The organism is Nitrospira sp. SG-bin1 (assembly GCA_002083365.1).
In the GTDB taxonomy this organism is placed as follows: Bacteria; Nitrospirota; Nitrospiria; order Nitrospirales; family Nitrospiraceae; genus Nitrospira_D.
In genome coordinates this window covers 155,270-180,313 of sequence record LVWS01000032.1, presented here as the reverse complement: position 1 = coordinate 180,313, position 25,044 = coordinate 155,270, and the positions used below count along the sequence as shown (strand labels likewise).

Annotated in this window: 34 protein-coding genes and 1 tRNA gene; 19 read left to right on the top strand and 16 right to left on the bottom strand. The window is 54.5% G+C overall.

Annotated elements, in window-relative coordinates; genetic code table 11:
• Window position 1 precedes the first annotated feature (1 nt).
• From A4E19_03780 to A4E19_03765, 4 genes are all read right to left on the bottom strand, one after another.
• Window positions 2-2,059 carry a hybrid sensor histidine kinase/response regulator gene (locus tag A4E19_03780; protein OQW33520.1) on the bottom strand — a complete coding sequence of 686 codons (2,058 nt, stop codon included), beginning with the start codon at window positions 2,057-2,059 and terminating at the stop codon, window positions 2-4.
• A gap of 258 nt (window positions 2,060-2,317) precedes the next feature.
• Window positions 2,318-3,322, bottom strand: a complete 1,005-nt coding sequence (locus tag A4E19_03775) for a diguanylate cyclase response regulator (protein ID OQW33519.1) — start codon at window positions 3,320-3,322, stop codon at window positions 2,318-2,320.
• Window positions 3,323-3,366: 44 nt separating this feature from the next.
• A complete protein-coding gene (locus A4E19_03770) occupies window positions 3,367-4,005 on the bottom strand; it encodes a hypothetical protein (GenBank protein OQW33518.1) in 639 nt (212 codons plus the stop codon).
• 81 nt (window positions 4,006-4,086) lie between these two features.
• Window positions 4,087-4,533, bottom strand: a complete 447-nt coding sequence (locus A4E19_03765; protein ID OQW33517.1) for a glutamyl-tRNA amidotransferase — start codon at window positions 4,531-4,533, stop codon at window positions 4,087-4,089.
• A gap of 100 nt (window positions 4,534-4,633) precedes the next feature.
• Here A4E19_03765 and A4E19_03760 point away from each other — a divergent pair, with 100 nt between their 5' ends.
• A complete protein-coding gene (locus A4E19_03760; GenBank protein ID OQW33516.1) occupies window positions 4,634-4,900 on the top strand; it encodes a hypothetical protein in 267 nt (88 codons plus the stop codon).
• Here the strand turns inward: A4E19_03760 and A4E19_03755 are convergent.
• On the bottom strand, window positions 4,894-6,300 hold the full coding sequence (locus A4E19_03755; protein ID OQW33515.1) for a hypothetical protein: 1,407 nt from the start codon (window positions 6,298-6,300) through the stop codon (window positions 4,894-4,896). The two genes, A4E19_03760 and A4E19_03755, sit on opposite strands and share 7 nt — an antisense overlap.
• Window positions 6,301-6,334: 34 nt before the next feature.
• Between A4E19_03755 and A4E19_03750 the strand changes: the two genes are divergently transcribed.
• Window positions 6,335-7,057, top strand: a complete 723-nt coding sequence (locus A4E19_03750; protein ID OQW33514.1) for a hypothetical protein — start codon at window positions 6,335-6,337, stop codon at window positions 7,055-7,057.
• Window positions 7,058-7,076: 19 nt separating this feature from the next.
• Window positions 7,077-7,361: a hypothetical protein gene (locus A4E19_03745; protein ID OQW33513.1), complete on the top strand. Its 285-nt coding sequence runs from the start codon at window positions 7,077-7,079 to the stop codon at window positions 7,359-7,361.
• Window positions 7,362-7,366: 5 nt separating this feature from the next.
• Here the strand turns inward: A4E19_03745 and A4E19_03740 are convergent, their stop codons facing one another.
• Complete coding sequence (locus A4E19_03740) at window positions 7,367-8,287, bottom strand: heat-shock protein HtpX (GenBank protein OQW33512.1); 921 nt, start codon at window positions 8,285-8,287, stop codon at window positions 7,367-7,369.
• Between the two features lie 246 nt (window positions 8,288-8,533).
• Here A4E19_03740 and A4E19_03735 point away from each other — a divergent pair, with 246 nt between their 5' ends.
• Window positions 8,534-8,935, top strand: coding sequence for a hypothetical protein (locus A4E19_03735; protein OQW33511.1), 402 nt, complete (start codon window positions 8,534-8,536; stop codon window positions 8,933-8,935).
• A gap of 92 nt (window positions 8,936-9,027) precedes the next feature.
• Window positions 9,028-9,987, top strand: coding sequence for a squalene synthase (locus tag A4E19_03730; GenBank protein ID OQW33652.1), 960 nt, complete (start codon window positions 9,028-9,030; stop codon window positions 9,985-9,987).
• 96 nt (window positions 9,988-10,083) lie between these two features.
• Here the strand turns inward: A4E19_03730 and A4E19_03725 are convergent, their stop codons facing one another.
• The 4 genes from A4E19_03725 to A4E19_03710 are packed head-to-tail and all read right to left on the bottom strand — an operon-like array spanning window position 10,084 to window position 11,557.
• Complete coding sequence (locus tag A4E19_03725; protein OQW33510.1) at window positions 10,084-10,392, bottom strand: hypothetical protein; 309 nt, start codon at window positions 10,390-10,392, stop codon at window positions 10,084-10,086.
• Window positions 10,383-10,796, bottom strand: a complete 414-nt coding sequence (locus tag A4E19_03720) for a hypothetical protein (protein OQW33509.1) — start codon at window positions 10,794-10,796, stop codon at window positions 10,383-10,385. Before A4E19_03720 ends, A4E19_03725 begins: the two co-directional genes overlap by 10 nt.
• A 15-nt stretch (window positions 10,797-10,811) precedes the next feature.
• Window positions 10,812-11,165 carry a ferredoxin gene (locus tag A4E19_03715; protein ID OQW33508.1) on the bottom strand — a complete coding sequence of 118 codons (354 nt, stop codon included), beginning with the start codon at window positions 11,163-11,165 and terminating at the stop codon, window positions 10,812-10,814.
• Window positions 11,166-11,173: 8 nt separating this feature from the next.
• The gene (locus A4E19_03710) at window positions 11,174-11,557 is read right to left on the bottom strand and encodes a hypothetical protein (GenBank protein ID OQW33507.1); all 384 of its coding nucleotides are present in this window, start codon (window positions 11,555-11,557) and stop codon (window positions 11,174-11,176) included.
• 180 nt (window positions 11,558-11,737) lie between these two features.
• Between A4E19_03710 and A4E19_03705 the strand changes: the two genes are divergently transcribed.
• On the top strand, window positions 11,738-12,841 hold the full coding sequence (locus A4E19_03705; GenBank protein OQW33506.1) for an alanine dehydrogenase: 1,104 nt from the start codon (window positions 11,738-11,740) through the stop codon (window positions 12,839-12,841).
• Between the two features lie 35 nt (window positions 12,842-12,876).
• Window positions 12,877-12,953 (top strand) — tRNA-Pro (locus A4E19_03700).
• 114 nt (window positions 12,954-13,067) lie between these two features.
• Here A4E19_03700 and A4E19_03695 read toward each other — a convergent pair.
• The gene (locus A4E19_03695; protein OQW33505.1) at window positions 13,068-13,283 is read right to left on the bottom strand and encodes a hypothetical protein; all 216 of its coding nucleotides are present in this window, start codon (window positions 13,281-13,283) and stop codon (window positions 13,068-13,070) included.
• 133 nt (window positions 13,284-13,416) lie between these two features.
• Between A4E19_03695 and A4E19_03690 the strand changes: the two genes are divergently transcribed.
• From A4E19_03690 to A4E19_03665, 6 genes are all read left to right on the top strand, one after another.
• A complete protein-coding gene (locus A4E19_03690) occupies window positions 13,417-13,713 on the top strand; it encodes a hypothetical protein (protein OQW33651.1) in 297 nt (98 codons plus the stop codon).
• Window positions 13,714-13,726: 13 nt separating this feature from the next.
• Window positions 13,727-14,683: a hypothetical protein gene (locus A4E19_03685; GenBank protein ID OQW33504.1), complete on the top strand. Its 957-nt coding sequence runs from the start codon at window positions 13,727-13,729 to the stop codon at window positions 14,681-14,683.
• Window positions 14,684-14,687: 4 nt separating this feature from the next.
• Entirely contained in the window at window positions 14,688-15,212 is a 525-nt protein-coding gene (locus A4E19_03680) for an adenine phosphoribosyltransferase (protein OQW33503.1), read from the top strand.
• Between the two features lie 112 nt (window positions 15,213-15,324).
• Window positions 15,325-15,894, top strand: coding sequence for a hypothetical protein (locus A4E19_03675; GenBank protein ID OQW33502.1), 570 nt, complete (start codon window positions 15,325-15,327; stop codon window positions 15,892-15,894).
• Window positions 15,895-15,939: 45 nt separating this feature from the next.
• Window positions 15,940-16,638 (top strand): 7-cyano-7-deazaguanine synthase, encoded by a 699-nt coding sequence (locus A4E19_03670; GenBank protein OQW33650.1) that lies wholly within the window; start codon window positions 15,940-15,942, stop codon window positions 16,636-16,638.
• Between the two features lie 33 nt (window positions 16,639-16,671).
• The gene (locus A4E19_03665; GenBank protein ID OQW33501.1) at window positions 16,672-17,067 is read left to right on the top strand and encodes a hypothetical protein; all 396 of its coding nucleotides are present in this window, start codon (window positions 16,672-16,674) and stop codon (window positions 17,065-17,067) included.
• A gap of 77 nt (window positions 17,068-17,144) precedes the next feature.
• Here the strand turns inward: A4E19_03665 and A4E19_03660 are convergent, their stop codons facing one another.
• Window positions 17,145-17,507 carry a hypothetical protein gene (locus A4E19_03660; protein ID OQW33500.1) on the bottom strand — a complete coding sequence of 121 codons (363 nt, stop codon included), beginning with the start codon at window positions 17,505-17,507 and terminating at the stop codon, window positions 17,145-17,147.
• Between the two features lie 225 nt (window positions 17,508-17,732).
• On the opposite strand from A4E19_03660, the gene A4E19_03655 reads away from it, so the two are divergent.
• Window positions 17,733-18,293, top strand: a complete 561-nt coding sequence (locus A4E19_03655; GenBank protein OQW33499.1) for a hypothetical protein — start codon at window positions 17,733-17,735, stop codon at window positions 18,291-18,293.
• A 180-nt stretch (window positions 18,294-18,473) separates the two neighbouring features.
• Here A4E19_03655 and A4E19_03650 read toward each other — a convergent pair whose 3' ends face one another.
• A complete protein-coding gene (locus tag A4E19_03650; protein OQW33498.1) occupies window positions 18,474-19,061 on the bottom strand; it encodes a hypothetical protein in 588 nt (195 codons plus the stop codon).
• A 228-nt stretch (window positions 19,062-19,289) separates the two neighbouring features.
• The gene (locus A4E19_03645; protein ID OQW33497.1) at window positions 19,290-19,847 is read right to left on the bottom strand and encodes a hypothetical protein; all 558 of its coding nucleotides are present in this window, start codon (window positions 19,845-19,847) and stop codon (window positions 19,290-19,292) included.
• 347 nt (window positions 19,848-20,194) lie between these two features.
• Here A4E19_03645 and A4E19_03640 point away from each other — a divergent pair, with 347 nt between their 5' ends.
• The 4 genes from A4E19_03640 (at window position 20,195) to A4E19_03625 (ending at window position 22,975) form a co-directional block, all read left to right on the top strand.
• A complete protein-coding gene (locus tag A4E19_03640) occupies window positions 20,195-20,833 on the top strand; it encodes a hypothetical protein (GenBank protein ID OQW33496.1) in 639 nt (212 codons plus the stop codon).
• Window positions 20,834-21,021: 188 nt separating this feature from the next.
• Entirely contained in the window at window positions 21,022-21,306 is a 285-nt protein-coding gene (locus A4E19_03635) for a hypothetical protein (GenBank protein ID OQW33495.1), read from the top strand.
• A 427-nt stretch (window positions 21,307-21,733) separates the two neighbouring features.
• Window positions 21,734-22,153 carry a hypothetical protein gene (locus A4E19_03630; protein OQW33494.1) on the top strand — a complete coding sequence of 140 codons (420 nt, stop codon included), beginning with the start codon at window positions 21,734-21,736 and terminating at the stop codon, window positions 22,151-22,153.
• Window positions 22,154-22,351: 198 nt separating this feature from the next.
• A complete protein-coding gene (locus A4E19_03625) occupies window positions 22,352-22,975 on the top strand; it encodes a hypothetical protein (protein OQW33493.1) in 624 nt (207 codons plus the stop codon).
• A gap of 114 nt (window positions 22,976-23,089) precedes the next feature.
• Here A4E19_03625 and A4E19_03620 read toward each other — a convergent pair whose 3' ends face one another.
• Both A4E19_03620 and A4E19_03615 read right to left on the bottom strand, forming a co-directional pair.
• Window positions 23,090-23,464 carry a hypothetical protein gene (locus A4E19_03620; GenBank protein ID OQW33492.1) on the bottom strand — a complete coding sequence of 125 codons (375 nt, stop codon included), beginning with the start codon at window positions 23,462-23,464 and terminating at the stop codon, window positions 23,090-23,092.
• A gap of 141 nt (window positions 23,465-23,605) precedes the next feature.
• Window positions 23,606-23,836, bottom strand: a complete 231-nt coding sequence (locus tag A4E19_03615) for a hypothetical protein (protein ID OQW33491.1) — start codon at window positions 23,834-23,836, stop codon at window positions 23,606-23,608.
• Window positions 23,837-23,870: 34 nt separating this feature from the next.
• Between A4E19_03615 and A4E19_03610 the strand changes: the two genes are divergently transcribed.
• Window positions 23,871-24,932 carry a hypothetical protein gene (locus A4E19_03610; GenBank protein OQW33490.1) on the top strand — a complete coding sequence of 354 codons (1,062 nt, stop codon included), beginning with the start codon at window positions 23,871-23,873 and terminating at the stop codon, window positions 24,930-24,932.
• Window positions 24,933-25,044 lie beyond the last annotated feature (112 nt).

Sequence of the window (25,044 nt, the reverse complement as noted above, 5' to 3'; positions counted from 1 at the left end):
GTTAGGCGACGTGTTCCTCATAGGCGCGAAGAACATCCAACAGTGTGGATTTCTTGACAGGTTTTGTAAGATGGGCGTCGCACCCTGCCTTCATAATGCGGGCGCCTTCTTCCTTGAGAGCCAATGCCGTGAGAGCGATGATCGGTGTGGCTGGGAGATCATGATCTTTCTCCCATGATCGAATCGCCTTTGTCGCGGCATAGCCGTCCATCACCGGCATTTGTACGTCCATCAAGATGACGTTGTAATGAGCGGACTTGAATTTCTCCAAGGCGGCAGCACCGTGTTCTGCCACGTCGAGGAAGTAATCGGTTTGCTTCAAATATGACCGTACCAACAGTTGGTTATCCGGGGAATCTTCTACCAACAGCACGCGCAAGGCCCGCCGCGATGTAGACGGAGGTGGCGCGGTGGCTTCCACGCCAGCCGGCGGTGTGCCTTTTGTTCGACCGAGGGCGATCCCGAGCGTTTGCAAGAGATCGGACCGTCGGATAGGCTTGATGAGATAACCTCCGAGGCCCAGGTCATATGTTCGGGCGATATCGTCCGCCCAATGATCGGAAGTCAGCATGATAACGGTCGGGCCACTCGCGTTGATTGAGAGTTTCAGCCGTTCCACAACCTGAAAGCCGCTCATCCCTGGCATGCGACAGTCGAGAAGCAAAAGCTCGTACGGCCGTCCTCGTTCGGATGCGTGGCCAAGTGTGTCCAATGCCGTCATTCCGTCGCTCGCTTCCGTCACGCAAGCTCCCCAAGCACTCAGCAGTTCACAGAGTATGAGGCGGTTGATGGGATGGTCGTCCACGACCAACGCTCTGACTCCCGCAAGGTTGATCGACATCGTGGATTTTTGATGGAGCGGTTCTGTTTGATTCTGCAGCAAGACGGTACAATGGAAGGTGCTTCCCCTTCCCACTGTACTGTCAACCCAAATCCGTCCGTTCATGCTTTCGATGAGACGTTTGGTGATGGAAAGGCCGAGTCCTGTCCCACCATACTGCCTGGTCGTGGAGGCATGGGCCTGCGTAAAACTGTCGAAGATCGAAATGAGTTTGTTGGAAGGAATGCCGATTCCCGTGTCGCTGACGGAAAATCGAATGGCGCCGTCGATGTTCCGGTCGGGATCGTTCAAGACTCGAACGATGATGGATCCTTTATCGGTAAACTTGAGGGCATTGCCGATCAGATTGATCAACACTTGCGTCAATCGCGTCGGGTCACCGATCAACTGACATGGCACATTCCGCTCCACATGGCAGGCCAGTTCCAGACCTTTCTCATTGGCCCGCATCGCCAACATATCGATGGCCTTGTCGATGACATCGTTCAAATCGAAACCGATGGACTCCAATTCCAAACGGCCGGCTTCGACTTTGGAGAGGTCCAAAATATCGTTGATGAGGTTCAGAAGCGTTCCTCCCGCACGTCGGAAGATCCGGAGATACTTTCGTTGGTCCGGTGTGAGCGGAGTCTCCCAGAGGAGGTCCGCCATGCCGATGATCGCGTTCATGGGGGTACGGATCTCATGACTCATGCTGGCTAAAAATTCACTCTTCGCTCGGTTCGCGACTTCGGCTGCGTCTTTGGCGACACGAAGGGCTTGTTCCACCTCACGCCGTTCTGCCGCATCCAAAGTAAGGGCCGCCATGGTGGTAAGGAGGTTGATGAGGTGTTCGTCATGCCGACTCCACCGTCGAGGTTGCCCGACTGATTCCGCGCAGAGCGTGCCCACGAATTGTCCATTCTGCAGGATGGGCATGCTCAGCACGGCCTCGATATGAAATCGAGACAAGTACGAATGTGCGAGGCCCTTGAGTCGTGGATCTTGTGAAACATGGCCGACTCTAACGGCACGATATTTATTGGCCGACGATGGAAGAAAGACAGACCATTGGGAGGATGAAAACACGAAGGAAGGGCTGGAACGGTGTCGGCCGGCTGTGCAGGAATCGATCAGCTTGACGGAATCTCGCTCCTTGGTGAGTAACCAGATGCTGGCGCGTTTGACTTGGAGCAAGCTGCAGCACGCCTCGGAGAGCGCGGCAAAGATGCGGGACATGTTGCCGCTTTTCAAAGCCCCGCTTTGCGCCAATCTGAGGAACGTAGCTTGGTACTCTCTAAGCAGCGTGGTTGCGCTCCGCCCAACCGGAGGAAGGACCCGCGCCGAAGGACGCCTTTTGCGAGAGGCGGAAATTCGTCGGCGCGCGGAACGGGAACGTCCAAAAGAGTTCACGGTTCCTGCGACTCGGCCTTGGGATCCTCCACCTGGATGGCGCGACATACGGTCTGAATGTCCGGCGATAGTTGGGGATGGGCTCTAGGTGTCGAGTGAGTCTTGAACCAGTGACAGAATGCTGGCCGATTTAGTCCGATTGCGTCCCTCTTGTTTCGCTTGATAGAGCGCCTGATCCGCGGCCTTGATGAGATCGGTGGGAGAAGAATTCCTGCTTGGGACCATGCAGGCGTACCCGACGCTGATCGTCACGATCTCCCCATCTGCGTGCCTCATGCCCAGGGATTCGACTCGGCGACGCAGACTCTCCGCGACCTGTGCGGCCCCATCGATACCAGTGCCGGGCAAGACCGTGACAAACTCATCTCCGCCATAGCGCGCGACCAAATCACCGGGGCGATTCACGGAGCTGGAGATCGCCGCAGAGACTTGTTTGAGACATTCATCGCCGGCCATATGACCCTTGGCGTCGTTATAGGTCTTAAAACGGTCGATGTCGAACATGATCAGAGACAAAGGAGTCGACTCGCGCGCCGCTCTCCGCCACTCCTGGTCGAGAAAGTCATCAAACTGGCGTCGATTCGTGATTCCCGTCAATCCGTCCAAACAGGAGAGACGGAGCAACATCTGATTGGCTTCCTGAAGTTGCCGCATGACCTCAAGGAGTTCCTGCTCACGCGCGCGGCGCCGATCGATTTCGTGGACAAGCCGAAGCACCGACCGCACTCGGGTCAAAAGTTCGACCTTGTTGACCGGTTTGGCAAGATAGTCCATCGCTCCGGCCGCAAACGCGAGTTGAAGATCGACGGGATCGGTTTTAACCGTAACCATGATAATCGGGGTGTCCCGGAATCGGTCGACGGCCTTTATCTGGCGACAGGCTTCGATGCCGCTCATCTGAGGCATCAGAATGTCCATCAAAATCAGATCGACGCGCGCGCCACCTTGTTTGCCACCGTCGAGGCCGAGATGCTTGAACGCCGCGGCGGCGGAATCCGCCGTGAGAATGTTTTCATAGCCGGCAGCGGACAGGATGGCCTGTAATAGTAGACGATCGTCTGCAGAATCGTCGACGATGAGAATGCTCATACCCTCACAGGTCTTGAGAAGAGAAGCTTGCGGAATCGTAACAGCTAGTCTTGATAAACGCCAGGATAAAGCTTTTTGAGGCAGGGTTGGCAGAGTCCGTGGCTAAACTCTGCTTCGGTATGCTCACCGATATACTCTTCGAGCTGCTGCCAAAATCCACCGTCATTGCGGATTTTCTTGCATGAAGCGCAGATGGGGATCAGCCCGCGAAGGACTTTGACTTCACGAAGGGCCTGTTGCAGTTCCTCATTGCTGCGGTGGAGTTCCGCTTCCCGTGCCTTGCGGCAGTCCATTTCATGCTTCAAGGTGAGAGCCGAGGACACACGGGCGAGTAATTCCACTCCGTTCACAGGCTTGTTGATGTAATCCATCGCCCCGGCCGAGAATGCGTCCCGGAGGTTATTGAGATCGTTTTTGGCCGTCACCATGATGATGGGAATGTCTCGAAGATGCCCCCGTTGCTTGATTCGTCGACAGGCCGCCACGCCGTCGATGTCAGGCATGAGGACATCCATCAAAATCAGATCGACGGGGACTGGTACACGTGTGCCGTCAAGGTTGAGGGTCGTAAACGCAGTCTGGGCAGACTCGGCCGTGAAAATCTCGTCGTGGCCGGCTTTGGTCAGGATAGACCGAAGTAATAAATGCTGGTCAGGAGAGTCATCAACGATGAGGATGGCCATACTGCTCTTAACGGCTGCGAGGGAACGAAACTGAAGTCATCACCCGACAGGATTCAGTATAGCAAACGATTCTGGAGCGGATCAGGCGAGCCTGTTCTTCACCAGGTCGCTGATGTGCTTACCGTCCACAGATTGTCCGGCGAGGCGGACCATAACCGTCTTCATGACGACCCCCATGTCCTTGAGGGTTTGAGCACCGGTCTCTGCAACAGCGGATGCGACGATGGCTTCGAGCTCTTGAGGGGAAAGCGGCTTGGGGAGGTAGGACTCGATGATTTCGATCTCTTTCCGTTCTTTAGCCGCCAGTTCCGCCCGCTGAGCTTTTTCATAGTGCTCGACGGATTCCCGACGTTGTTTTACGAGCGCCGTCATCACACGGCTCATCTCCGCATCATCGAGATCCCGCTTCAGCTCCACTTCTTTATTCAGAATGGCGGCTTTGACCATCCGGATCACGTCCATGCGGAGTTGGTCGCGGGATTTCATTGCGAGTTTGAGGTCTTCGGCCAACCGGTCGGACAGGGACATAAGAATCTCACGGGTGAATGACGAGATAGGGGGGAAAGCATACCTTCTTCGTCTTGGCGAGTCAACGAGACGAGGAGCATTCAGACAAAGGAATGGTATGATGCGATCCGAGTTGGACGGCTCTCATGACAAAGGAGGAACACATATGCGGAAAAATGAAACATGGTCGACGGAGAACAACAACGGGTTAATCGCTGCTGGAATAGGGGTATTGCTGTTGACGATGGGAGGCTGTGTCGGCGAAGCACCCCGGCCTGCGCCGACGATGACGCAGGACCAGGTTCGGAGCAATGCCGATAAAGCGTTCGACAAATTGAAACAAGAGGAGAAGAATCACTCTGGCGCCTCCGGATCCGGCTCTCACTGATTCGTATGGATGACACGGCGAGAGAGTTGCCGCAAGGGTTTCAACAACGGCAGTTCCCATACCAACAGGTGATGGGCGCATCGCTCTACTTGACGCAGCTCATGAAAAGTCCTGAGGAGTGTCGCGGAGACGATCAAGCGAAGCAGACCCGAGATAAAAAAGATAAGGGGGAGGTTGGAGACAGACTCCAGAGCCAGAGATCCGGCTTGTATCCTGTTTGGTACCGTGGCGATCAATAGGCTTCCCAACAGAGTTCCCACGGCCCATCCGACGGCATTGACGATGCTCGAAAGGGCGACGGCCTTCCCACGATCGGTTGGCCGTACTGCGTCAAAGACGTAGTTGTTCAGCCCAAGCCCAAGTCCCGCCCATACCACGCCTCCAAAGAAATTTACCGTGACAAGAAACGGCCACGCCGTTCCCAGGAGGTATAACATCGGCAGGAATGCGACGAGTAGTCCGGTGAAGGTGAGCAACGCCTTGTTGCCATACCGATCGCCGAATTGTCCCCAGGCCGGTAGCGTGAGAAATTGCCCGATAATGCCGGCGGCCAGCCAGGTTCCATATTGCCAATGTGCAAGATGGAGATCCTGAAGGAGGTAAATGACAAAGAAGGGGCCGGCGACCAATACGGCGGAATGCATGAATCCGGAGAACAGCAGGAAATGGCGAAAATTGTCCGACATGCCGGTGCGAAAAAAGACCAGAAAACCGGTTGGGTTGCCACTTGGTTCATGCTGTTGTAAGCCCCGTATGTTCCATAGGAGGAGGGCCGACGCGCTGCGGCTGAGGCCGGCAGCGAGGAACATGAGAGCAAAGCCGACCCAGAGAAGTTGTCGTTCCTCGAAGAAGCTCAGCAGGGCTCCGCCCAGACAGAGCGCGAGAAAGCTGGTCATCGCTACGGTTCGCGAGCGTTTGGCGAAGTATGCGCCCCGTTCGTTGGGTTCAAGCAAATCAGCGATAAGACTATTCCATGCAGGAGCGGTGAAATGAGAAAAGGTGAAATACATAGCGACGGCTGCGATGAGCAACCATGGGCCGTGGTCGGGCCAAAGCAACGGCAACGCAAGAATGGGAATCCATGCAACTGATTGTCCGATGATGCCCCAAAACACTTGAGAGGCTCGGTTCGCGAACCAGGGAGACACTTTGACGGAGATCAACTGAGCCCATGTGCCCAAGAGTTGAGGAACGGCTGAAAGAATACTCAACTGAAGAGGTGTCGCTTGGAGAAGCAGGGCAAAGGCGGAGAGGTACTGCTCGCCTCCGCCTTGGGCGACGGCTTGGAATAACCCATCACGAATGCCAAAGCGCCGACCGGCTTCGTGTGAGGTGATGGTAGCAGGAGCGGTGCCGGGGGCTTGTGTCGTTACATGGGAAGAAGCTGGTTGGGCTGCCATGATCCGACGTCAGGAGCACTCTACCATAGAATGGATGTGGCACAAGGATTCGTCGGATGATGGCTGGTGCTGTTTGACGCCTGTGGTGGGCATCAGTACCATACCCTTGATGACGAAGACTATTTCAGCAGATAGATTGCCGCGCGGCTGGTTTGCAGCAGGACTTCTTTGCACCATCATATTCTATGATCATGCAGGGGCTGCCAAGGACCTCTTAGCCCCCAAACAGCAAGAGACCACGGAGATCGGATCCACCGAAAGTCAGTCGTTCGATGATCAGGAAAAAGGCGTTCCGCTGTCGATTTTCACATGGATCAAACTGGCCAAGGGCTTTGAAGTCGAATGGGATACGTTTGGACGAAAAGGATGGTATACCCAAGATCCACGGCTGAAACCGATCGAACCTGGGTCGACGTTCACGCCGGAGACTCCGGCGATCTATCTCGTCTTCGAGGTCGCGCCTTTGGAAGATCCTGCGCAGTTCGGCGTGCAGTGGTATCTGGAGCAGTCGAGCGGGCTCCTCAACGAGCGTCCGTTGGGCAAGGATGTGCTGGAAGTGCCGGGGCACGAACGATACGGTTACCTTGAGTTGAAACGATCCAACGAAAAATGGGCGGTGGGCCACTATGTGGCGAAAATCTATGTCACACCATTGGGACAGCAACCGTTCCATGCCGCGAATCAGGTGGGCCTCATGCACTTTAAGATCAAAGACGCTGATCCCGCCTTGTCTCAGGATGAGAAAGCGGTGAGGTAGTTCAGGAGGACGGAGACTGATGAACAGGCGAGTCCGGATCACAGATCCCGAAAAGCTGACGTTACTCTATGAGCGATTTCGGGATGTGTGCTTGGTAGAAAAAGAAGTTTGGAAGGAAATTTTCCTGCCTCGCGAAATAGCGCAGGGGCCGGTACGGACGAATATTCAAGATCGGTATGAGGTGGAGATCGACGATCCGGGGATCGAGGCGGCCCTTGAGGCGAACATTCCGCTGGGAGCGGCCGCCCTATGGGCGGCCGTCCAGGAGTATCGCGAACATATCGGGTTCTACCGAATGGGCTGATGCCGTTAGACCGGCAAGCGCTGCAAGGCCGCAATCCGCGCCTCAATGGGCGGATGAGTGGCAAAGAGGTGCATAACCCCGGATGTCTTACCGGATATCTTGAAAGTGGCCAATGGGTCTTGTGTTCCGTACTCAGGTTGGGCTCGGTTGACCCAGCGATCGATGGCTTGAAGCGCGGAGATCATTGAGCCCTTGCCATACACCCTCGCGGCAAAGGCGTCTGCTCCGAATTCCCGGCGACGGGAATGCCAGCTGACAACCAGCATGGCCAAAAAGGACAGCACCACCTGCAGAAAGATGTAGACGACAAAAGCCAGAAATGGATTCCCTGCGCTCCCTTCCCCTCGCTCGCCCTGCGGTTGTCCGACCAACTGCGCCAAGAAATTGCTGATGTAGTACACGAACGTGTTCATCAAGCCGGCGAGAACGGTCGTCGTAAACATGTCCCCGTTATAGACGTGGCCCATCTCATGGGCGAGGACCGCCTTCACCTCATCTTCCTTGAGGTTTTGCAGGAGCCCGGTGGACACGGCCACCATCGAATTATTCTTACTCGGACCGGTGGCGAACGCATTGGGGTCGGGTGAGTCATATACCCAAACTTCCGGCATGGTGATGTGGATCCGTTGAGCGATCTCCTGGACGGAGCCATAAATGACGTGCTCCGCATGTGAGCGCGGCTGGGTGATCTGCTGGCAACTCAGCATGGCGCGAGCCATCTGCTTGGAAAAGGCCAAGCTGATGAACGCCCCGCCGAATCCGATGACCAACGACCAGACCAACAACTGTTGATTAAAGGCTCCCCGCACATCGATTCCAAACGCGGGCAGCACGACATTGATCAGCAGATTAGCCGTGAATGAAAGCGTGATATAGATGAGGAAGTTCGCGATCAGGAACAGGCCAATACCTTTAAGCCACTTCATCGACATCCTCCTTCACGATAAGCTTAGGCTTACCATTTATAAGAAACCGAACCGCCCTTATTATACACAACCTGGTTCTTGAGGGTTGCAGTCTTCACTCCTTGTCACACCATCAAATAAGAACGCACGAAAAAAAGTCAAGGCGTTCGAAACCCCTGGAAGTGCGGGGTAAAGTTGACCCTCTCCGTGGATACCTGTTAAAAAGTTCTAATGAGAGTCATTTTCAAGTTTTTTGGTGTGCTGGGTATGGTGGGATGGTCTGTCGCAGCGCTGGTGTCCGCCGGGCAGGCGGGCGACCGCTCCGAGTTCACTTCGTCGGTTGCCGTTCCGATTTCCTCGGATGGTGTTCAACGAGCCCAGATCACTGTTGACAGCTATTCCTTTTCACCGAATCACCTCGTCGTGGAAAGCGGGAAGCCGGTTGAACTGACTCTGATGAGCGTCACGACGGTGACGCCGCACAATTTTCTCATCAAAGATTCAGCCGGTGGCTTGTCGGTCGAACAGGATGTCGGCGCAGGAAAGACCGTGACGGCAAAATTCGTTCCGACACAACCGGGCCATTTCCTATTCTTTTGCGACAAACGATTGTGGCCCATGCGCAATCATCGGGATAAAGGAATGGAAGGCCTACTGGAAGTCAAGTAATGGATCGTTCCGCGGCAACCGCCTCGTCGAAGCACGAACTGCTCCGAGGTCTGCTCAAACAAGTCTCGCGACTGTTCTATACGACGTTAGTCATCGTGCCGGAAAATGTGCGCGATCAAGTCGGATTGGCATATCTCTTTGCCCGAGCTGCGGACACCATCGCCGATACGGAGCTGATCGACCGGTCCCGCCGCCTAGGGTTCCTCAATCGTCTCAGAACGCAGTTTCTCGGCGATCAAATTGATGAGGCACAGATCCGTACCATCCAACAGGTTGTGGGGCCGCTTCAACACCATTCCGCTGAGCGCATCCTGCTCGAACGGCTGGATGAGTGTTTCCGGATCTTTCTCGACTTCTCGTCGGATGACCGACGTCGAGTTCAGCGGCTGATGACTACCTTGACGCAAGGAATGGAAACGGACTTGAGTGTCTTCCCCGGAGCTTCTGTGACCGAGCTTGCCGCGCTCAAGACGCTCGATGACTTAGACCGTTATACCTACCATGTGGCCGGATGTGTCGGCGAGTTCTGGACCGATCTGATGTGCGCCCATCGTAAAGCACTTGGGAACTGGAACGTTCAGCAAATGTCGGAAGTCGGAATACGATTCGGCAAGGGGCTGCAATTGACGAATATCGTCAAAGATATCGCGCATGATCTACAAAAGGGGCGTTGCTACATTCCAGAGGTGATGCTGGATGAAGTTGGATTGAAGCCGCGGGACTTGTTGGACCAGAACAGCCTCCCTCGCCTTCGACCCGTGTTGACCAAGTTGGTTCGTGTGGCGGTGGAGCACCTCGATCAGGGCTGGCTCTATACCATGGCTGTTCCGCGGTATGAAGCTCGGTTGAGACTGGCTTGTATGTGGCCGATCCTCTCCGCCGGGGAATCGCTCAAGCTCGCCATGAATTCCCCCGATCTGTTGAATCCTGCCGTGAAAGTCAAGATCCCTCGCCGCAAGGTCTATCGGATCATGGCCATGACGTCAGGCACGATTGCATGCGGATATGCCGGGACCGCCTATTGGGGACACTTGCGCAAACAGATCATATGATTGCCAGCGCAATTCGTCGAGCAGGCCACCGGCACATGCGATCAGTGGAGTAGTGAACGGTCGGATGTACGGTGCACGAGCACAGAAAGATACGGGCTATCCCGTCGTCTTCTGCGGCTCCAACAGCTTGTCGCCCTTCTTAAAGACTGAATAAATCGCCTGTGATGGACAGGCGTCGAGGCAGAGCCGACAGCTTTCCAGGCAGCGTGAGGGATCGAATTTGTAGGGAGGCGTTGAGAGCCAGGCGCTAGTCGGGCAGATTGGAACACAGATTGCCTGATGAGTGCAGCGGTCAGGATGGCGGACGAGATGATCACGAACAACCAACATGGGTTTGACTCCTTCAAAGAGACCCTGCGAGAAGATCTCGAACATATTTTTCTTCGGCAGACTGTTCACTTCCATTCCTTCACGAGTTCTTTGAGCCGTTCTTTGAGTTCGGGAATCTGTTCAAGATTATTCTGAACGGCGCCGATGATCTTTTCCAGCCGGGCGGAGCGAAGGGCGTCCTTATCCTTCTTCACCAGCCGATCATACTCCCTATACGCGTCCCGGTGTGTGGGTTCGAGCTGCTCCCTGGCATCGAGGAGGGCTTGTCCCAACTCCCACGGCTCGGGCGTCAGCGGGGAGGCAACTGTAAACGACCCGTCCGTAAACACGACCACCGAGGCCCCCGGCTTACCGGTCAAGGGGATCACGGTTCCAATCGTTTTATTTTCACATAGCTTCCAGTCGAGTGTGAGTCCCGGAAATTGCTTGGTAAAGGCCACCTTTTCCTGGTTGGCCTTCCATTTGTCTTCTGTCGGCATGGAAGTGGGATAGTCCTATGGTTTTTCGATGGGCACCAGTCGTTCCGGAACCGGATGGTCGGGCATAAGCAGCCGGGTGACGATCTCACCTTTCAGAACATGCCGTTCCATAATTTCTGTGACGTCGGCTTCTGTCCCGACCCAGTACCAGACACCCTCGGGATAGATCACCACGCTCGGGCCCAGCTCGCAATGGTCCAGGCAGCCGGCTTTATTGGCACGCACCAGGCCTTTGAGATTCAAGCGTTTTGTTTCGCTCTTGAAATGCGCGTGTAGTTTCTCCGAGCCTAAGTTTGCACAACAGCCGCGGGGGTCGTCTTTCGGACGCTGGTTGGTACAGACGAAGATATGCCGTTGAAATGGTGGCATACGCGCAGTTAGACCGGCATCGTGAGGGTATTAAGCCGTTCCATCAGCAGCGTTACGTCGTGGTCGCTGAAGAATGGAGATTGCTGTTGGGTTGCCCTCACAATGGTCATGATTTCCTGGAGCCGCAATGACGCACGTCGGAACTCGTCCCCTTTTGAAAGTTCCGATGATTGGCCGGCGCGTAATTTGTCGAATTCGGCACGGATATCACGCAAGTCCCGCTGCAAGTTCTTGTGTATCGAGCAAGGAGCACAATACCACTTGGGATTCTGGTCCGTTGACGGCGACAGACGATCGTAGGGGCGGCCGAAAAAGTCCTTTCCCAGCGACAACTTCGTAAGAGGAGTCGCGCTGGTCCCACAAGCCTGACATGAATCGTTCCAGGAGTCCATTCTCACCTCCGTCAGCGACGATGGAATTTGCATCTTACAACAGGCTTTTCCAGGCTGTCCACGGGCCGATGGCGGAGTCGCCAACTTCGATCGCTCAGCGTATCAAAGTATCGTATCAAGGTATACAAGGTATAATGGTTCCCTAGAAAGACAGCATTCATAAATTGGAAGGGGGCAGGTATGATCATCGGGGTCCCGAAAGAAATCAAAGATCACGAGTATCGTGTCAGCCTGACGCCTGACGGTGCAGCGGCCCTTCGCCGGAGCGGGCACGAGGTCTGGCTCGAACCGTCCGCAGGGCAGGGGAGCGGATTCGGCGATGACGAGTATCGAAAGGTCGGAGCCTCGATCGCCGGTTCGAAAAGCGACGTATTCAAGAAAGCCGAGTTGATTCTGAAGGTCAAGGAACCATTGCTGTCTGAGTGTCATCTGTTTCGTCCGGGGCAGGTTTTATTCACGTATCTGCATCTCGCCTCATTGCCGGAAGTGACCAAGGAACTGCTGAATGCCGGAATCACGGCCATCGCGTATGAAACGACCGAGGCGAAAGACGGTAGTCTCCCGATGCTCAAGCCGATGAGTGAGATTGCCGGACGGATGTCGGTGCAGATCGGCGCCCAGTATCTGGAGAACATCCATGGGGGGCGGGGGGTTCTCTTGGGAGGGGTTCCCGGAGTGGAACCGGGGAGGGTGGTTGTGCTTGGCGCCGGGATAGTGGGAAGTTCGGCGACCCGCATTGCGGTCGGTCTGGGAGCTCAGGTAACCGTCATCAATTTGGATGTTGACCGTCTGCGGCACCTTGACGATCAGTATCATGGTCGGGTTGTCACACGAGCTGTGAGTTCCGCTAGCATCGAAGAGGCGGTGTGTTCGGCCGATCTTGTCATCGGAGCGGTGCTGGTCCCCGGCGCGAAAGCCCCCAAGCTGGTGTCCCGTTCGCTGGTTTCTCGGATGAAGCCCGGGTCTGTCATCGTTGATGTCTCTGTCGATCAAGGCGGTTGTGTTGAGACGACGAGACCGACGACTCATTCGGACCCGATCTATGTCGTCGATGGAGTCGTGCACTATGGTGTGGCCAATATGCCAGGAATCGTTCCCCGCACATCGACCTACGCTCTCACCAATGCGACATTGCCGTATCTTCTTCGGGTCGCATCTGACGGCGTGGATCGAGCAATCCGGTCTGACCCCGGGCTGGCCAAGGGAGTCAATCTCAAAGACGGGAAGATTACCCATCAAGGTGTGGCCGAAGCTCATGAGTTGCCTTTTACCCCTCTCTTGTAAGACAATCACGCCTCGCGTTCTTCGGTCGGTCTTGTCGGGGCGTAGCGCAGCCCGGTAGCGCACTGCGTTCGGGACGCAGGGGTCGGAGGTTCAAATCCTCTCGCCCCGACCAAACCAAGCTTGCTCGTACCGCCGGCTATTTATCGTTTTATCGTCATTGATGCCGGCGGATAAAGCCATCCAGTGGTCCGAGCTTTCAGGCGCCGGAGAGACATCCCGGTTCTCTTTATTTCTTTCCCGCCACGCAGACGTACCGCTGGCCCTTTATCGTACTGGATGTGACGGACCAATCCCTCCAACAATCCCGGTCCGTTTCTACCGTGGAGCTTGTTTTGGCCGTCAAGTCTTCATTGAAGTCTGGCGAAGCGGAGACAATCGCTCCACCGTCTTTCTTCAGCACCGGATATGAATGTTGTGTGAACTGTCTCTCGCTCGGATCCATCTGTAGTGCTCCGGCTGAGCGATCATAAAACCGCTTAGAATTGTAAAACGCGTGACGCATTGGAAGAGGTGTGAGAATATCCGCTGTGCAGACGCCTATGCGGGTGTTTGCGCTCGAGGACGTGGTCAAGCCAATGACTCAATCGGTTGATGAACCGCCGGTCAGAGTGCGAGTCCTCGTGAGCGGACGCGTGCAAGGAGTAGGATTTCGAGCATTTGCGGCGCGGGCGGCGACACGTCTTAACTTGCTCGGTGGCGTCCGTAATCTTGACGATGGTCGAGTTGAGTTAGAGGCGGAGGGAAGAAGAACGCTCATCGATGAACTGCTGCGTGAATTGAAAACCGGTCCTCCTGCCGCTCGCGTCACAAAGGTTGAAACGGAGTGGGGGGCTGTCACCGCGAGGTACTCAAGTTTCAATATTTGGTACTAGGAAACGAGGAATCATGAGTCGACTGGATGACGAGGAATCCGAGGCGAGTGAAGCTCGAAGGCAGCCCATCGACGACGATATGGATGCCTCGGAACCTCCGACCGCACCTGACAAGGGCGAACAAGAAACCGGTCGATCTGAAGGACTCGACACGCTAAAGAGCTACTTGCGGGAAGTCCGCCGATCGACCCTGCTGAACTTCAAACAAGAGCAGCAACTCGGTAAGCGGGTCATGGCCGGCGACGAGCAAGCCCGGCAACAGATGATCGAATCGAATCTGCGGCTTGTGATCAGCATCGGGAAGCGCTACATGCACCGGGGATTTCCGTTCTCGGACATCGTGGAGGAGGGCAATTTAGGCCTGATCAAAGCGGTCGAGAAATTCAACTATAAGCGGGGATTCCGGTTCAGCACCTATGCATCGTGGTGGATCCGACAGTACATCGAACGGGCGATCATCAATCAAGGCAAACTGGTGCGTCTTCCAGTGCATGTGGTCGAACGTCTTAATCGTTATCTGAATCGCACTGAGCAGTTGGTTCAAGAGCTTGGGCGGGAGCCGAGAGCGGCCGAAGTGGCTACAAAGATGAAGACATCGGAGGAGGAAGTATTAGACCTGAAACAGTTGGTGCGCACGACGTGTTCGCTCGATAGCCCGCTCAACGACCGTACGGATACTTTCTTACGCGATGTGATCGAGGATCCGGTCGGACTCTCGCCCGATGAGACTGCCGACGGAGTTAGACGCAGGGCGGAACTAATGGCCTGGGTAAGGGAGTTGCCTGAGAAAGAACAAACTGTTATTGTGTCACGGTTCGGGCTCGACGGAGACGAAGCGAAGACGCTGGAAGAAATCGGCCGGACGATGGGACTGACGCGCGAGCGCGTTCGGCAGATCGAGATGGCAGCGTTGGTTCGGCTTCGCAACACCATCGAGCGGAAAACCATGACGCAGGCAGACTTGCTCTAATCCAGTGACCGCCGTCAACTATCAAGCTCTCATTCGTGAAGTGCCGGACTTTCCGAAGCCCGGCATTCTCTTTTATGACATCACCACGCTCCTGAAAAATCCTGCCGCGGTTCGAAGCCTGGCCGATAACTTGACGACACGGTATCAGGATCGAGGGATCACCAAGGTCGTGGGTATCGAATCCCGTGGGTTTATTTTCGGAGGAATTCTTGCCGCACGGCTAAGTGCCGGATTTGTCCCGGTTCGCAAGCCCGGAAAGCTTCCGGCCGACTGTTATGAAGTCAAGTACAGCCTCGAGTACGGACAGAACAGCCTTGCCGTGCACCGTGATGCCATCGAAATCGGAGAGCGTGTGTTGATCGTCGACGACTTGTTGGCGACCGGAGGGACGGCAGAGGCGACGGTCCATCTCGTTCGGCAACTGGGAGGCACGATTGTGGGGCTCGATTTCCTGGTTGAGCTGAAGAGTTTGAAGGGACGCGACAAACTCACCGGCCATGATGTCCATTCGACCATTATGTATCCTTAGGATTTAACGCATCCTTCATCACCGCTTGTTCAAGAGGCATGAGACGTGATATAGAAGCCGGGATTTTTTGACCCTCCCAACCACTTACTTCTATTTCTGGAGCGGACTCTCTATGGCAACGAAAACGCAGGCGAAGAAAAAGGGCGAGGCTAAGACGAAATCAGAGGTTTCCGCGGTCAAGAAATCTCAACCGCTGATGACGGGAACGACGGCGGCGCTCAAGGCGCCGTCGGAGGTCGAGGTTGAAATGGAGACGCCTGTGCGACCTAAGGAGACGGCCAAAGAGCGGGAGGCGCGGGAACGGCGTCAGGAAGTGCTTCACAAAATGCTCCTGGGAAAACGCCAAGAGATCATCAAGGAGATCGAAGAGAGCCTTGGCCAGTCTTTGACGGAAGACCAACAGCGTCGTCTGGAATCGGCGCGCGATGTCGGCGACCAAGCGTTGATGGATCTCGAGCGGGAGCTCGGGATTTCGTTGATGGAGATGCGCAACCGTCGGCGGCAATCGATCGATGAAGCCCTCACCCGTCTGCATGAAGGGACCTACGGAATATGCGCGGAATGCGGGGTTGAGATCAGCGAGAAACGCCTCCAGGCGGTCCCCTTCGCCAAGTTGTGTGTCGAGTGCCAGTCGCGCGCCGAATTGCTGGAGAAAATCGAGCGCGAAGAAGAGCGCGATTAACCCACAAGATTGTTTTCCAGCGAACCTGCATCGTTCTTTCCCGGCATGAAGGGGATGGCTTCAGAACGAGCGGTCATTCTTGCCAGCGGCGGGTTGGACTCTACTGTGGCGGCGGCGGTGGCGCAGCGTGACGGGTATGCGCTGCATTTCCTCACCATTGACTATCAACAGCGTCATGCCGTGGAAATTGATCGGTCAAGGCAGGTGGCGACCGCGCTGGGAGTTCACCAGCACGTCGTGATCGAGGTCAATTTGAGGGCGATCGGTGGATCGGCCCTCACCGGCGACATGTCGGTCCCCAAGTATCCGACCGAATCGGAACGGAAGCGGGATGTACCGGTGACATACGTACCGGGTCGAAACCTGATTTTTCTGTCCTTGGCTGCGGCTCATGCCGAAGTGCTGGGGGCATCGATCATTTATTTCGGTGCCAATGTCATCGACTACTCGGGGTATCCTGACTGCCGTCCGGATTTCATCAAGGCTGTGGAATCAGCCCTTCGCACGGGGACAAAGGCGGGTATGCAGGGCAAACATTTTGAGATTCGAGCGCCGCTGCTCCAGATGACGAAGGCCGACATCATCCGGCTGGGCCTGGATCTAAAGGTTCCCTTTCACCTCACGCATAGCTGTTATGACCCGATCGGGTCGGTTGCCTGTGGACGGTGCGACAGTTGTCTGGTTCGGAGGCGGGGATTTGAAGAAGCAGGAGTTGTAGATCCGGTTCCGTATGCGGTATCTTGAGCCATGGTTCACTTCGTGCAACGAACACACTCCATGACGGTATCGCGAATGTTTTGGGTCACTCTCGTAGTCTTGATCCTTGGTAGTGCACCGGCTTGCAGCCAAAATGGGGTGGAACCAAAGGGGACAGGAACCACCGTTTCGGCTCCGCCGGAGCTTCGAGATGGAGAACAGAAGTTCAACGCTAATTGTTCAACCTGTCACGGGATCGGCGGAGTCGGAACCACCCAAGGGCCACCGCTTGTCCATAAAGTGTATGAACCGAACCATCACGGCGATGCGGCCTTTCAGCGAGCGGCGGCCAATGGGGTAAAAGCGCACCATTGGCAATTCGGCGATATGCCAAAGGTCAATGCAGTGACACCAGAGGACGTGGATCAAATCGTAAAATACATTCGTTGGCTGCAGAAACAAGCCGGTATTTTCTAGGCCCCTGGCTTATGCTCCGGCTCCTCCATTAGTCGCTAGTCTAGTCGCTAGTCGCTTTAAAATGGTAACGTCCGTGATCAATTATGAGAACGAGCATCGGTTAAGAACGAGTACGCATAATTGTTTTGTTCATTATAGCTTGCGATGACATAATCCCCTAAATCAGGGTTCATCATGTTTGCTTTTCTTGTTGTCCGTTTATCTAGATGCAACACTACCACTTCGCCGGTTTCACGATCTTTAACCGATACATCCCATCTTTGGGATGGTCGGTCCTTCTCTTCAACGTTCACCACCACACCCTTGATGATCTTAGCCGGTTGCACATCGGGTTTGTCATAGACCGTTCGGTCCGAGGAAGCAAGGGCCATTGTGGTTAAGCCCATGCTGAACACAACAGTCAAAACTGTTTGGCCTATAGCCTTCGATATAGGGCGCATGATCAGATCCTCCACTTTGTTATTACTTCGTTGATAATTGGTTCTCCATCCATATATTCCACTTACTCCACTCAGGTGAAGCTGCGAAGCTAGAAGAATCACTAGCTTTGCGGCTGTATGCTCTGTGCGCTCCACGTACGAGAGGCACTAGGGAAATAACGAGTCGCTTCCTCTCGCTAACCGCTCCATGTTCCTGTACAGAGACTTCACAGAGGGAGGAGGACTATGAGGAGGACTATGCTGAAGTGTGCACGAGGCTCTGTTGTGCTGGGGATATTCATATCGCTATTGTTAGTTACGCAGACCGGATGGTGCGAAGAGACTATATCGACTTCCAACTTACACCGAAGCCTCCCGGGCGTCATCGTCGAAAAAGCCGGTTCACCCGCCGTAAAAGTTCCTGACGGGACGGTTTACCCATTGAATCAAAACCGTGCGCTCAGACATGGCCATGAGTTGCCTCCCAGTGGAGAGGAGGTGACGGTCATCATCGATGAAAACAATGCCGTGCTTGAAGTCCACCCCAAGGGAACGAAGAGCGTTCATCGATTTATTACGGGAGATGTGGTCTCAGTAGGGCTCAGACAGGGAATCATTACCTTAAAGACCGCAGAAGGGGAACGGTCTTTCCCTCTGGAAAAGCGAGAAATGTCGGCCTCTGTTCGTGATGGAGCGACGGTGACGGCAGAAATAAATGAAGCAGGAAGCGTCATTGATGTGCATCCCGCCGAGCATAGGCAGCTAGACCCCGATGAGAAGGGTACACCGATTAACCGATCCCATTGACCAAATCAAATCGGAATCCGTCGATTTCTCAGACTGGTATCCATCGGACGAGGTCACATCAACATTAACATTGGCAGCGCTCTACGACGCATTCCAGCTTGCCAAAACGTGCTTATTCCCGAAAATAAACATCCCTATTGAGGTGATTATGCGGGATGAGTACGGTGGCGGGATATGGTCTCATCGACGAGTGGGCGCCCATTTCTTGGCCCGGTCTTCCGCTTCGGCAATCTGACTCGCCGTCATCTGGGACGCCACCGCGTCGCGCGATGCGGCCGCGCGTTTCTCACCGTAGGCGACCGAAAGGTTGTACCACATGTGAGCCTCGATCAGGCTCTGAGGCACGGCCCGCCCTCGTTCATACATCATCCCGAGTTTTGCGAAGGCTAATGCATTGCGTTGCTCCGCGGCCTTCTGAAACCAGAACAGCGCCATGTGGTCACTATATGGGGCACCACGTCCAAGAGAATAGAGCGTACCGAGGTTGACTTGGGCACCAGCGTGTCCTTGATGAGCCGCCTTTTTGAACCAATCCTTCGCCTCACTGTAATTTTCCGGAAGGCCTCGTCCTTCGCTATACAGGATACCCAACTCGTTTTGAGCGTTGGGATCCCCGGCCTGAGCGCGTTTGAGGATATCGCCGACGGCGGATCCACCAATGAGCGGTTGAGGAGTGTGAGGTGGTGGCGCGGTACAGCTCGATGTGGCTGAGAACACCGCGAACAGTCCTATAAGAGCAACAGACAGGTGCGGCAGCCGGTGATTCATGTTGAACGATCAGTCATGTGATGGATCTCTGTCCGTTGGCCGATGAATATCGTACTGAGCCCGAAAGAATGAGTTCAAGGGTAAATTACTTGCTGAGCGCCATGGTTTGCCAGACAAAAGTTGGGCTTTCCCCGCTCCTTCGATGTTCCATGTTAGGACGGTTATTACAGAGATGTGACGTTCTGAAGTATGGGGCAGAATGGGGAATAAACCGGTGAAACTCTCGGGTTAACGTTCTTGAATGGAGTCATGAGTTTTCGGCCTCCAATGCCGTGCGAAAAACTGTGCCTGGTCGATTTGCGTCGGTGTCATGTGCCCCGCTAAACGGTCTCGCCATTTCGCTCCGTCTTCATAGCCGTTCGCAGCCGCCAAGTTGTACCACTGATACGCTTGCACGAGGTCCTTGGGAACTCCCCGTGCTTTTTCATAGTAGGTGGCGATCACGAACATCGCCGGTCCGTGGCCCTGGTCGGCGGCAAGGCGGCACCACCGTAGCGCTTCTTGATAATCCTGCGGCATCCCACGTCCGATGTCCGACAGCACACACAACCGATAAAAGGCACCGACATGTCGCTGGATGGCCGCCATACGGTACCACCGAACGGCTTCTCTGTGGTCTTTCGGCAAGGCGTTCTCATATCGCAGTCCGAGATTGTACTGGTCCTCGGCGCTTCCTTGTTCAGCACTTGTCTGTAACTCATTGATGAGAGACACCATGTCTCCTACGTCGACGTAGGGAGATTTGGGCGGGTCGATGCACGCCGACAGAGTACAGAAGGTGGTCATTATTACGATATATCGCAGGTAGATCTTCATGATCCTTTCTCCCAGTGAACGGACATGGATTCGTCGTTCAATCTCGCGAGCATCGTGTGGTGCCGCCTACTGTAGCATGTCTGGAATAAAATTGACTTCTCCAATTCGTGTGCTAATGAGTGTCATTAATATCATCTTGTTGAGAATCGAACGGCAATCATGGACAACAACCGAGGAGGGCTACTGTGCATAGGATGGCCATAAGAATTCTGACTGGCATTCTTCTCTACACCTTGACTGCATGCGCTACTGAACCCGCACATATTTCTTTTACACCAGAACTCTCTCGGCCTGTCAATTCGTCGAACGGCGTAATTATGGCCACTCAAAAGGAAATCGTCGCGGATATCGAAAAGTCACAAGTAGCCATGTATACCGGTGGAGGGTTGATTCCCGCGCTGATCGATGTAGCTGTCGAAAACTCGCGCGCGAATTCAGCAGAAGACGCCGTGAGGCCGATTCGCGATGCACTCCTTGATTATGAAATCGGAACCGAACTGCATAAAGCCCTTGGTACCAGGCTTGAGGCCGTCCCCTGGCTGCATGTGAAGAAGATCGAAGTAGTCCATGATAATAGACCGAAGCAAGTTACTTCTCTCTTAGCGGCCAGTTCCGAAGATGCGCTCCTGCTTTTGATTCCGACATATGCTCTCACATCTGACTTCTCAACCTTGAAATTCGATACGGAAGTGCGAGTTGTGCCGAGAGCTGCTCATCTACTGCCATCTGAAGTCGGTGATGATGCTGAAAAAAGAATGGCCCCGCTATACAAGACAAAAATTTCTCATCATGTACCATTGACCGTCCAAGGAAATTCTAAAACGGATGTCGCAAACGCATGGGCCAGCGACGGCGGCAAGCGGATTAAAGAAGCACTCCAGCAGAGTATCAGCCGTACTGCCGATCAGATCATTGAGGCATTGAGCCACCCAGATCGATCCCCTTCGACACCATAGCACCTCATCGATTTACGAAAGTCGCTAATGAGGACTAGGGGATTGGCAACAATAATGCACGCCGGGTGCTCCTTAGTTGCTGCGCTGCATGTGCCACGACCAACCCTCTCGTCGTCGATTTCAGTGGGGCAACAACCAGAGAGTCACCGAATGGCATTGAGCGATGTGCAGTAAAGGTTGCCCAGGTAGTGGATGAACGAAAAAGCACAGATGACCTTGGCGTGCTCGGGTCGCACGTGGTGGAAGGACGACATGTGATTCCATGGTTGCAGCGGACGGTTAACTCATTGAACTCTCCTGGTATGGAGAGTTTAGATCGTAAAGACGATTTAGGACATATTCAAAGCCTGGATATCCAAGTTGGGCTCGCTCAACTCCATGTCCATTCCTTACAGAGTTCATTTGCCGCGAATATCCTGTTAAAGGTGCGGTATCTGTTGCATCAGGACCCTCCCCAGCCTCACCAGTATTGAGGTAACTGGACAGGGAGTGCGGATTCTGTCCGCGCTCTTTTTACCGACGTTCTTGAAGATGTCCTGCGTCGGATGCGCACCGATATAAAGCGGCTCTGTCGGGGCACCGGAGGGATGTAGGGAGATGAAACCCGAAGTCGGTCCTCGCTCACTCTCCCCGCTGAATTGAGCTAGAGCTTCCCATAATCCACATAGTTCTTGCCTCTATGGAAGACGTCATGGTATACCTAAGTATATGTACTGTTATTTGTTCTATTTTGGAGGTGACGATGAAGACACTCGTTTCAGCGGTTCTTCTTCTGCTGACCTGCATTGTTTGTTATTCCGGAACAGCTCGAGCGCAAGAGGAGGTTCAGGTGAAGCCGGTTGATGCCTATATCTCCGGTTTCGGTGGCTATTCGTTTCCCTTCAAGACGGATAAATTGACGTGACCAATTTTAATCCCGATGCTTCGAGTGGGCAGGTATTGTCCTCGAGCATCGGGCCAGGCATCCTGCTGTCAACGTTAGAGCTCAATGCCACATACTTCGGCATTAATGTGCTCGCTCGTTTTCCGATGGGAATTACTTCAGATTTGCCGAATGGACGATGGTTTCCTTATATCGGTCTAGGTGGAGGAGGGCAACGCCTTACATTCCAGACAGCGGGAACCAACGAGTGTAGAAATACGGCACCGGCCTTCCAGGGACTCGGAGGAATCAAAGTGTTTTTGACCAAGCACATTGCCGTGTTCGCAGAAGGTAAGTTTATCCATGCTTCTCATACGTTCGGTATTCAAGGCGGGGGTACGGTCGAGCTGGACTTGAATTCGGTTCATGGCGTTGGCGGCCTGTCGTTCCACTTCTAAGGTTTGCAGAGAGTGAGAGTATCGGAAGCCATAATCGATGCTTTCCGCGGTGATCTTTTCCTGTATCTTCACCCTCAGCTTCTATCGCCATTGACTCCTTTTGGGTAGAGTCGTAGCCTGTGGCGACGTAAGACTTCTCTATCGGGATTGATGCTGCTCAGGCGGCATCAAGCTAGGTATTCAAGCGTCTGACGTCTTATGAGAAGACGGAGAGTCTCGGTCCATGTTCTCCTCGCCGGACTAGGGATCATCCTGCTTGCTGTTCCAGCCCCGGCACAGCGTGAGTTCGCGCCGTCGTCAGTTGAAAAAGGCGTACTTTTGGTCGCCAGTCCTTCATTGGAGGATGCCAACTTCCGTCAAACCGTCTTGCTCATCGTCGAACACGGACGAGGCGGAACAGTCGGCCTCATTCTGAATCGCCCCACGAATGTGCTCTTGTGGGAGACCATGCAGGACCTCCCGGCGCTCAAGCGAACCACCCACCGATTGTTCGCCGGGGGGCCGGTCGAGCGCAGACAATTGATTCTGTTGTTTCGACTGACGCAGCCTTGGCCTGATACACGTCAGATCATCGATGGAATTTATGTGGGCACACCGCGCGTTTTGGAACGCATCCTGGCGCAGTCGAAACCGACCGAGACGTTTCGAGGGTTTGCCGGATTCGCCGGATGGGCTCCGGGGCAGCTCGACCATGAGATGCGCCAAGGATCATGGGCCGTCTTGCCGTTTGGCACGCTGAACATCTTCGACAAAGACCCGGCCACACTCTGGCCGGACAGCATCAGTCGTCTTCAGGCTCCGAAAACCATTTCAAATGGGTGAGTGATGTCGGGTCAGTCGTGCTGGGCCCGGAGTCGGGGACTATTGCGGTCTGGTTCGGATGGCGTGTGACAAAAGGAAAGTTGGTGACGGCCTGGCGGTTGCTGCTCCTATGGCCTATGTTCTTTTGCCGGCTGCATGCCGCAAACCTGCAACCCGCGCTGCGCGCATAAGCGTCATCGCATCCTGGAAGCCCAGGACATATCGGTCAAGCACCGTCGGGGGAGCATGCCGATATTTATGGACGTGATCTCGACGTAGCACGGCGTCCCTCAAACCTTCCTCCTCGGCACGCCAGGCGTTGATCTCAAGATCAGTCCGAGCCTTCGCCCTCTGCCGTCGGCACCAGACTATCCGGAATGTCACGGGATGGGATGTCGCGTCCATGGGGTCCTCCTTTATCAACAGGTCTGGAGTGACCACTTTGTATGTAAACCGAGCAAAGAAGGTGCCAGCGGAGCGGCCTATTACAACTTCTCTTTCTGTCTCCATACACCGGTCGGATTTTCAATAGCTTCCAAATCGATTAATGCGCGTCGAGCGTTGTTCTCAAACTCGCGAGCCGGCCCTCCATGGGGACATATTGGAGCGACATCTGTAGGAATAGGAGTACAGCGGGAATGTCATTTGCCGCTAGTCAATAAATTGGCCCAGGTGTTTCTGAAGAATGGAATGACCCAGTATTCCGTTGCCAAACCACGAGGTGCTCATCTGTTCGAAGTCTACGAAGCAGTCATGACATAATGGTGAAGCGTCGTTCGTTCGATCGGTCAACGAGAGGGAGTTCATGACATCTCGTTGGAGAGTGCAGGTTCTGCGAATTTCTGTTCCGGTGGCTGCGGTGGTCTGTTTTACGACTGCCATCCATGCCACTCATGAAAACCTAGGTAAATCTGAAATGGCAAGCGCGGACGTCTCTGGATCAGGCCACAAGATTCCAGGTCTTGCGTTCCGAGTGTTTGTCGCTCGAGGGACGGAAGAAGCACTCAGCGGATCTCTTAGTGAGATTGAAGCGCATGCGGCTCTCCAGACGGTCATCGAGACGTTCGGCTACTTGAATCGGCATCGACGAGACTTTCCGCGGTTCGATGAAGCGGTGAGCAAAGGACTGCTCGAACGCGTCATCGTTCAACCGAGCGTACATAATCGTGAGGGGAAAACGTTCCCGTTCCTGGTCGTGCGGACGGTGAATCCCGGTCAAGTCAGGTTGTTGATCAGCGTCTTGTCAATGAGAGAAGGAGGCTATCTAGGAGAGGCCGAACGGTTTGCGCCGGTGCTGGCGCGCGAGTTTCAATGGGTGATCAGCAAAGCGAACACTGGGCAGAAACCGAAAACAGTCTCCATAGGACGAGACCTTCGGCATGCGCCCATTCGGACCGACAAGGAGATTCAAAAGCTTTCTGGTGATGAGCGGGTTCAGCTGCTCCAAAAACTTTTCGAGACGTATCTGCGCACCGTCGATGATCAACGAAGCCTGGATGGGCAGTCGTACTATGAGATTGGCAGCACGGTGGTCGTTCCACTCAGTCAGCCGGATTCCGGGACGAAGTTCTATGAGATTCTGGTTCGAGAAGCCTTGCAGAAAATCGCGCGAGAACCGGAATTCCTCGCGCGTACTCCTCTGGCCGTTATCAGTCTTCTAAATGGAAGTATCTGGAACGTGGCATTTGTCAAAATCGATCAGCGAGATTGGGCGACGCGAACCAGAGTGTTGCCGGCAGACAAGGCTGTGATGGTCGGGGACCCAGGGCGATTGATTCAGCCGGCGGCGATCCTCATCAATCTCCATCGGACAGCAACTCCTGATGATCCTTTTTATGCCGACACAAGGCAGCTGCCGATGGGTGCGCTGTCCGCCGACCAGCTGGCGCTGGTCATTGCCAAAGAAATTCAGCACAATCTCATGGAAAAATCACAGACGGGTCATGTGGCACAAGATGCACTTACGGCACCGAAATAGCTCAATATGGATAGGGGAGAGGCTGCTGGCAAACTCGATTGACAGTTCAGTTCGTGTTTTGACACGCGGCCATCTTGCGCGGGAAGAATCTCCGTACGGCTGTGAGCGAAAG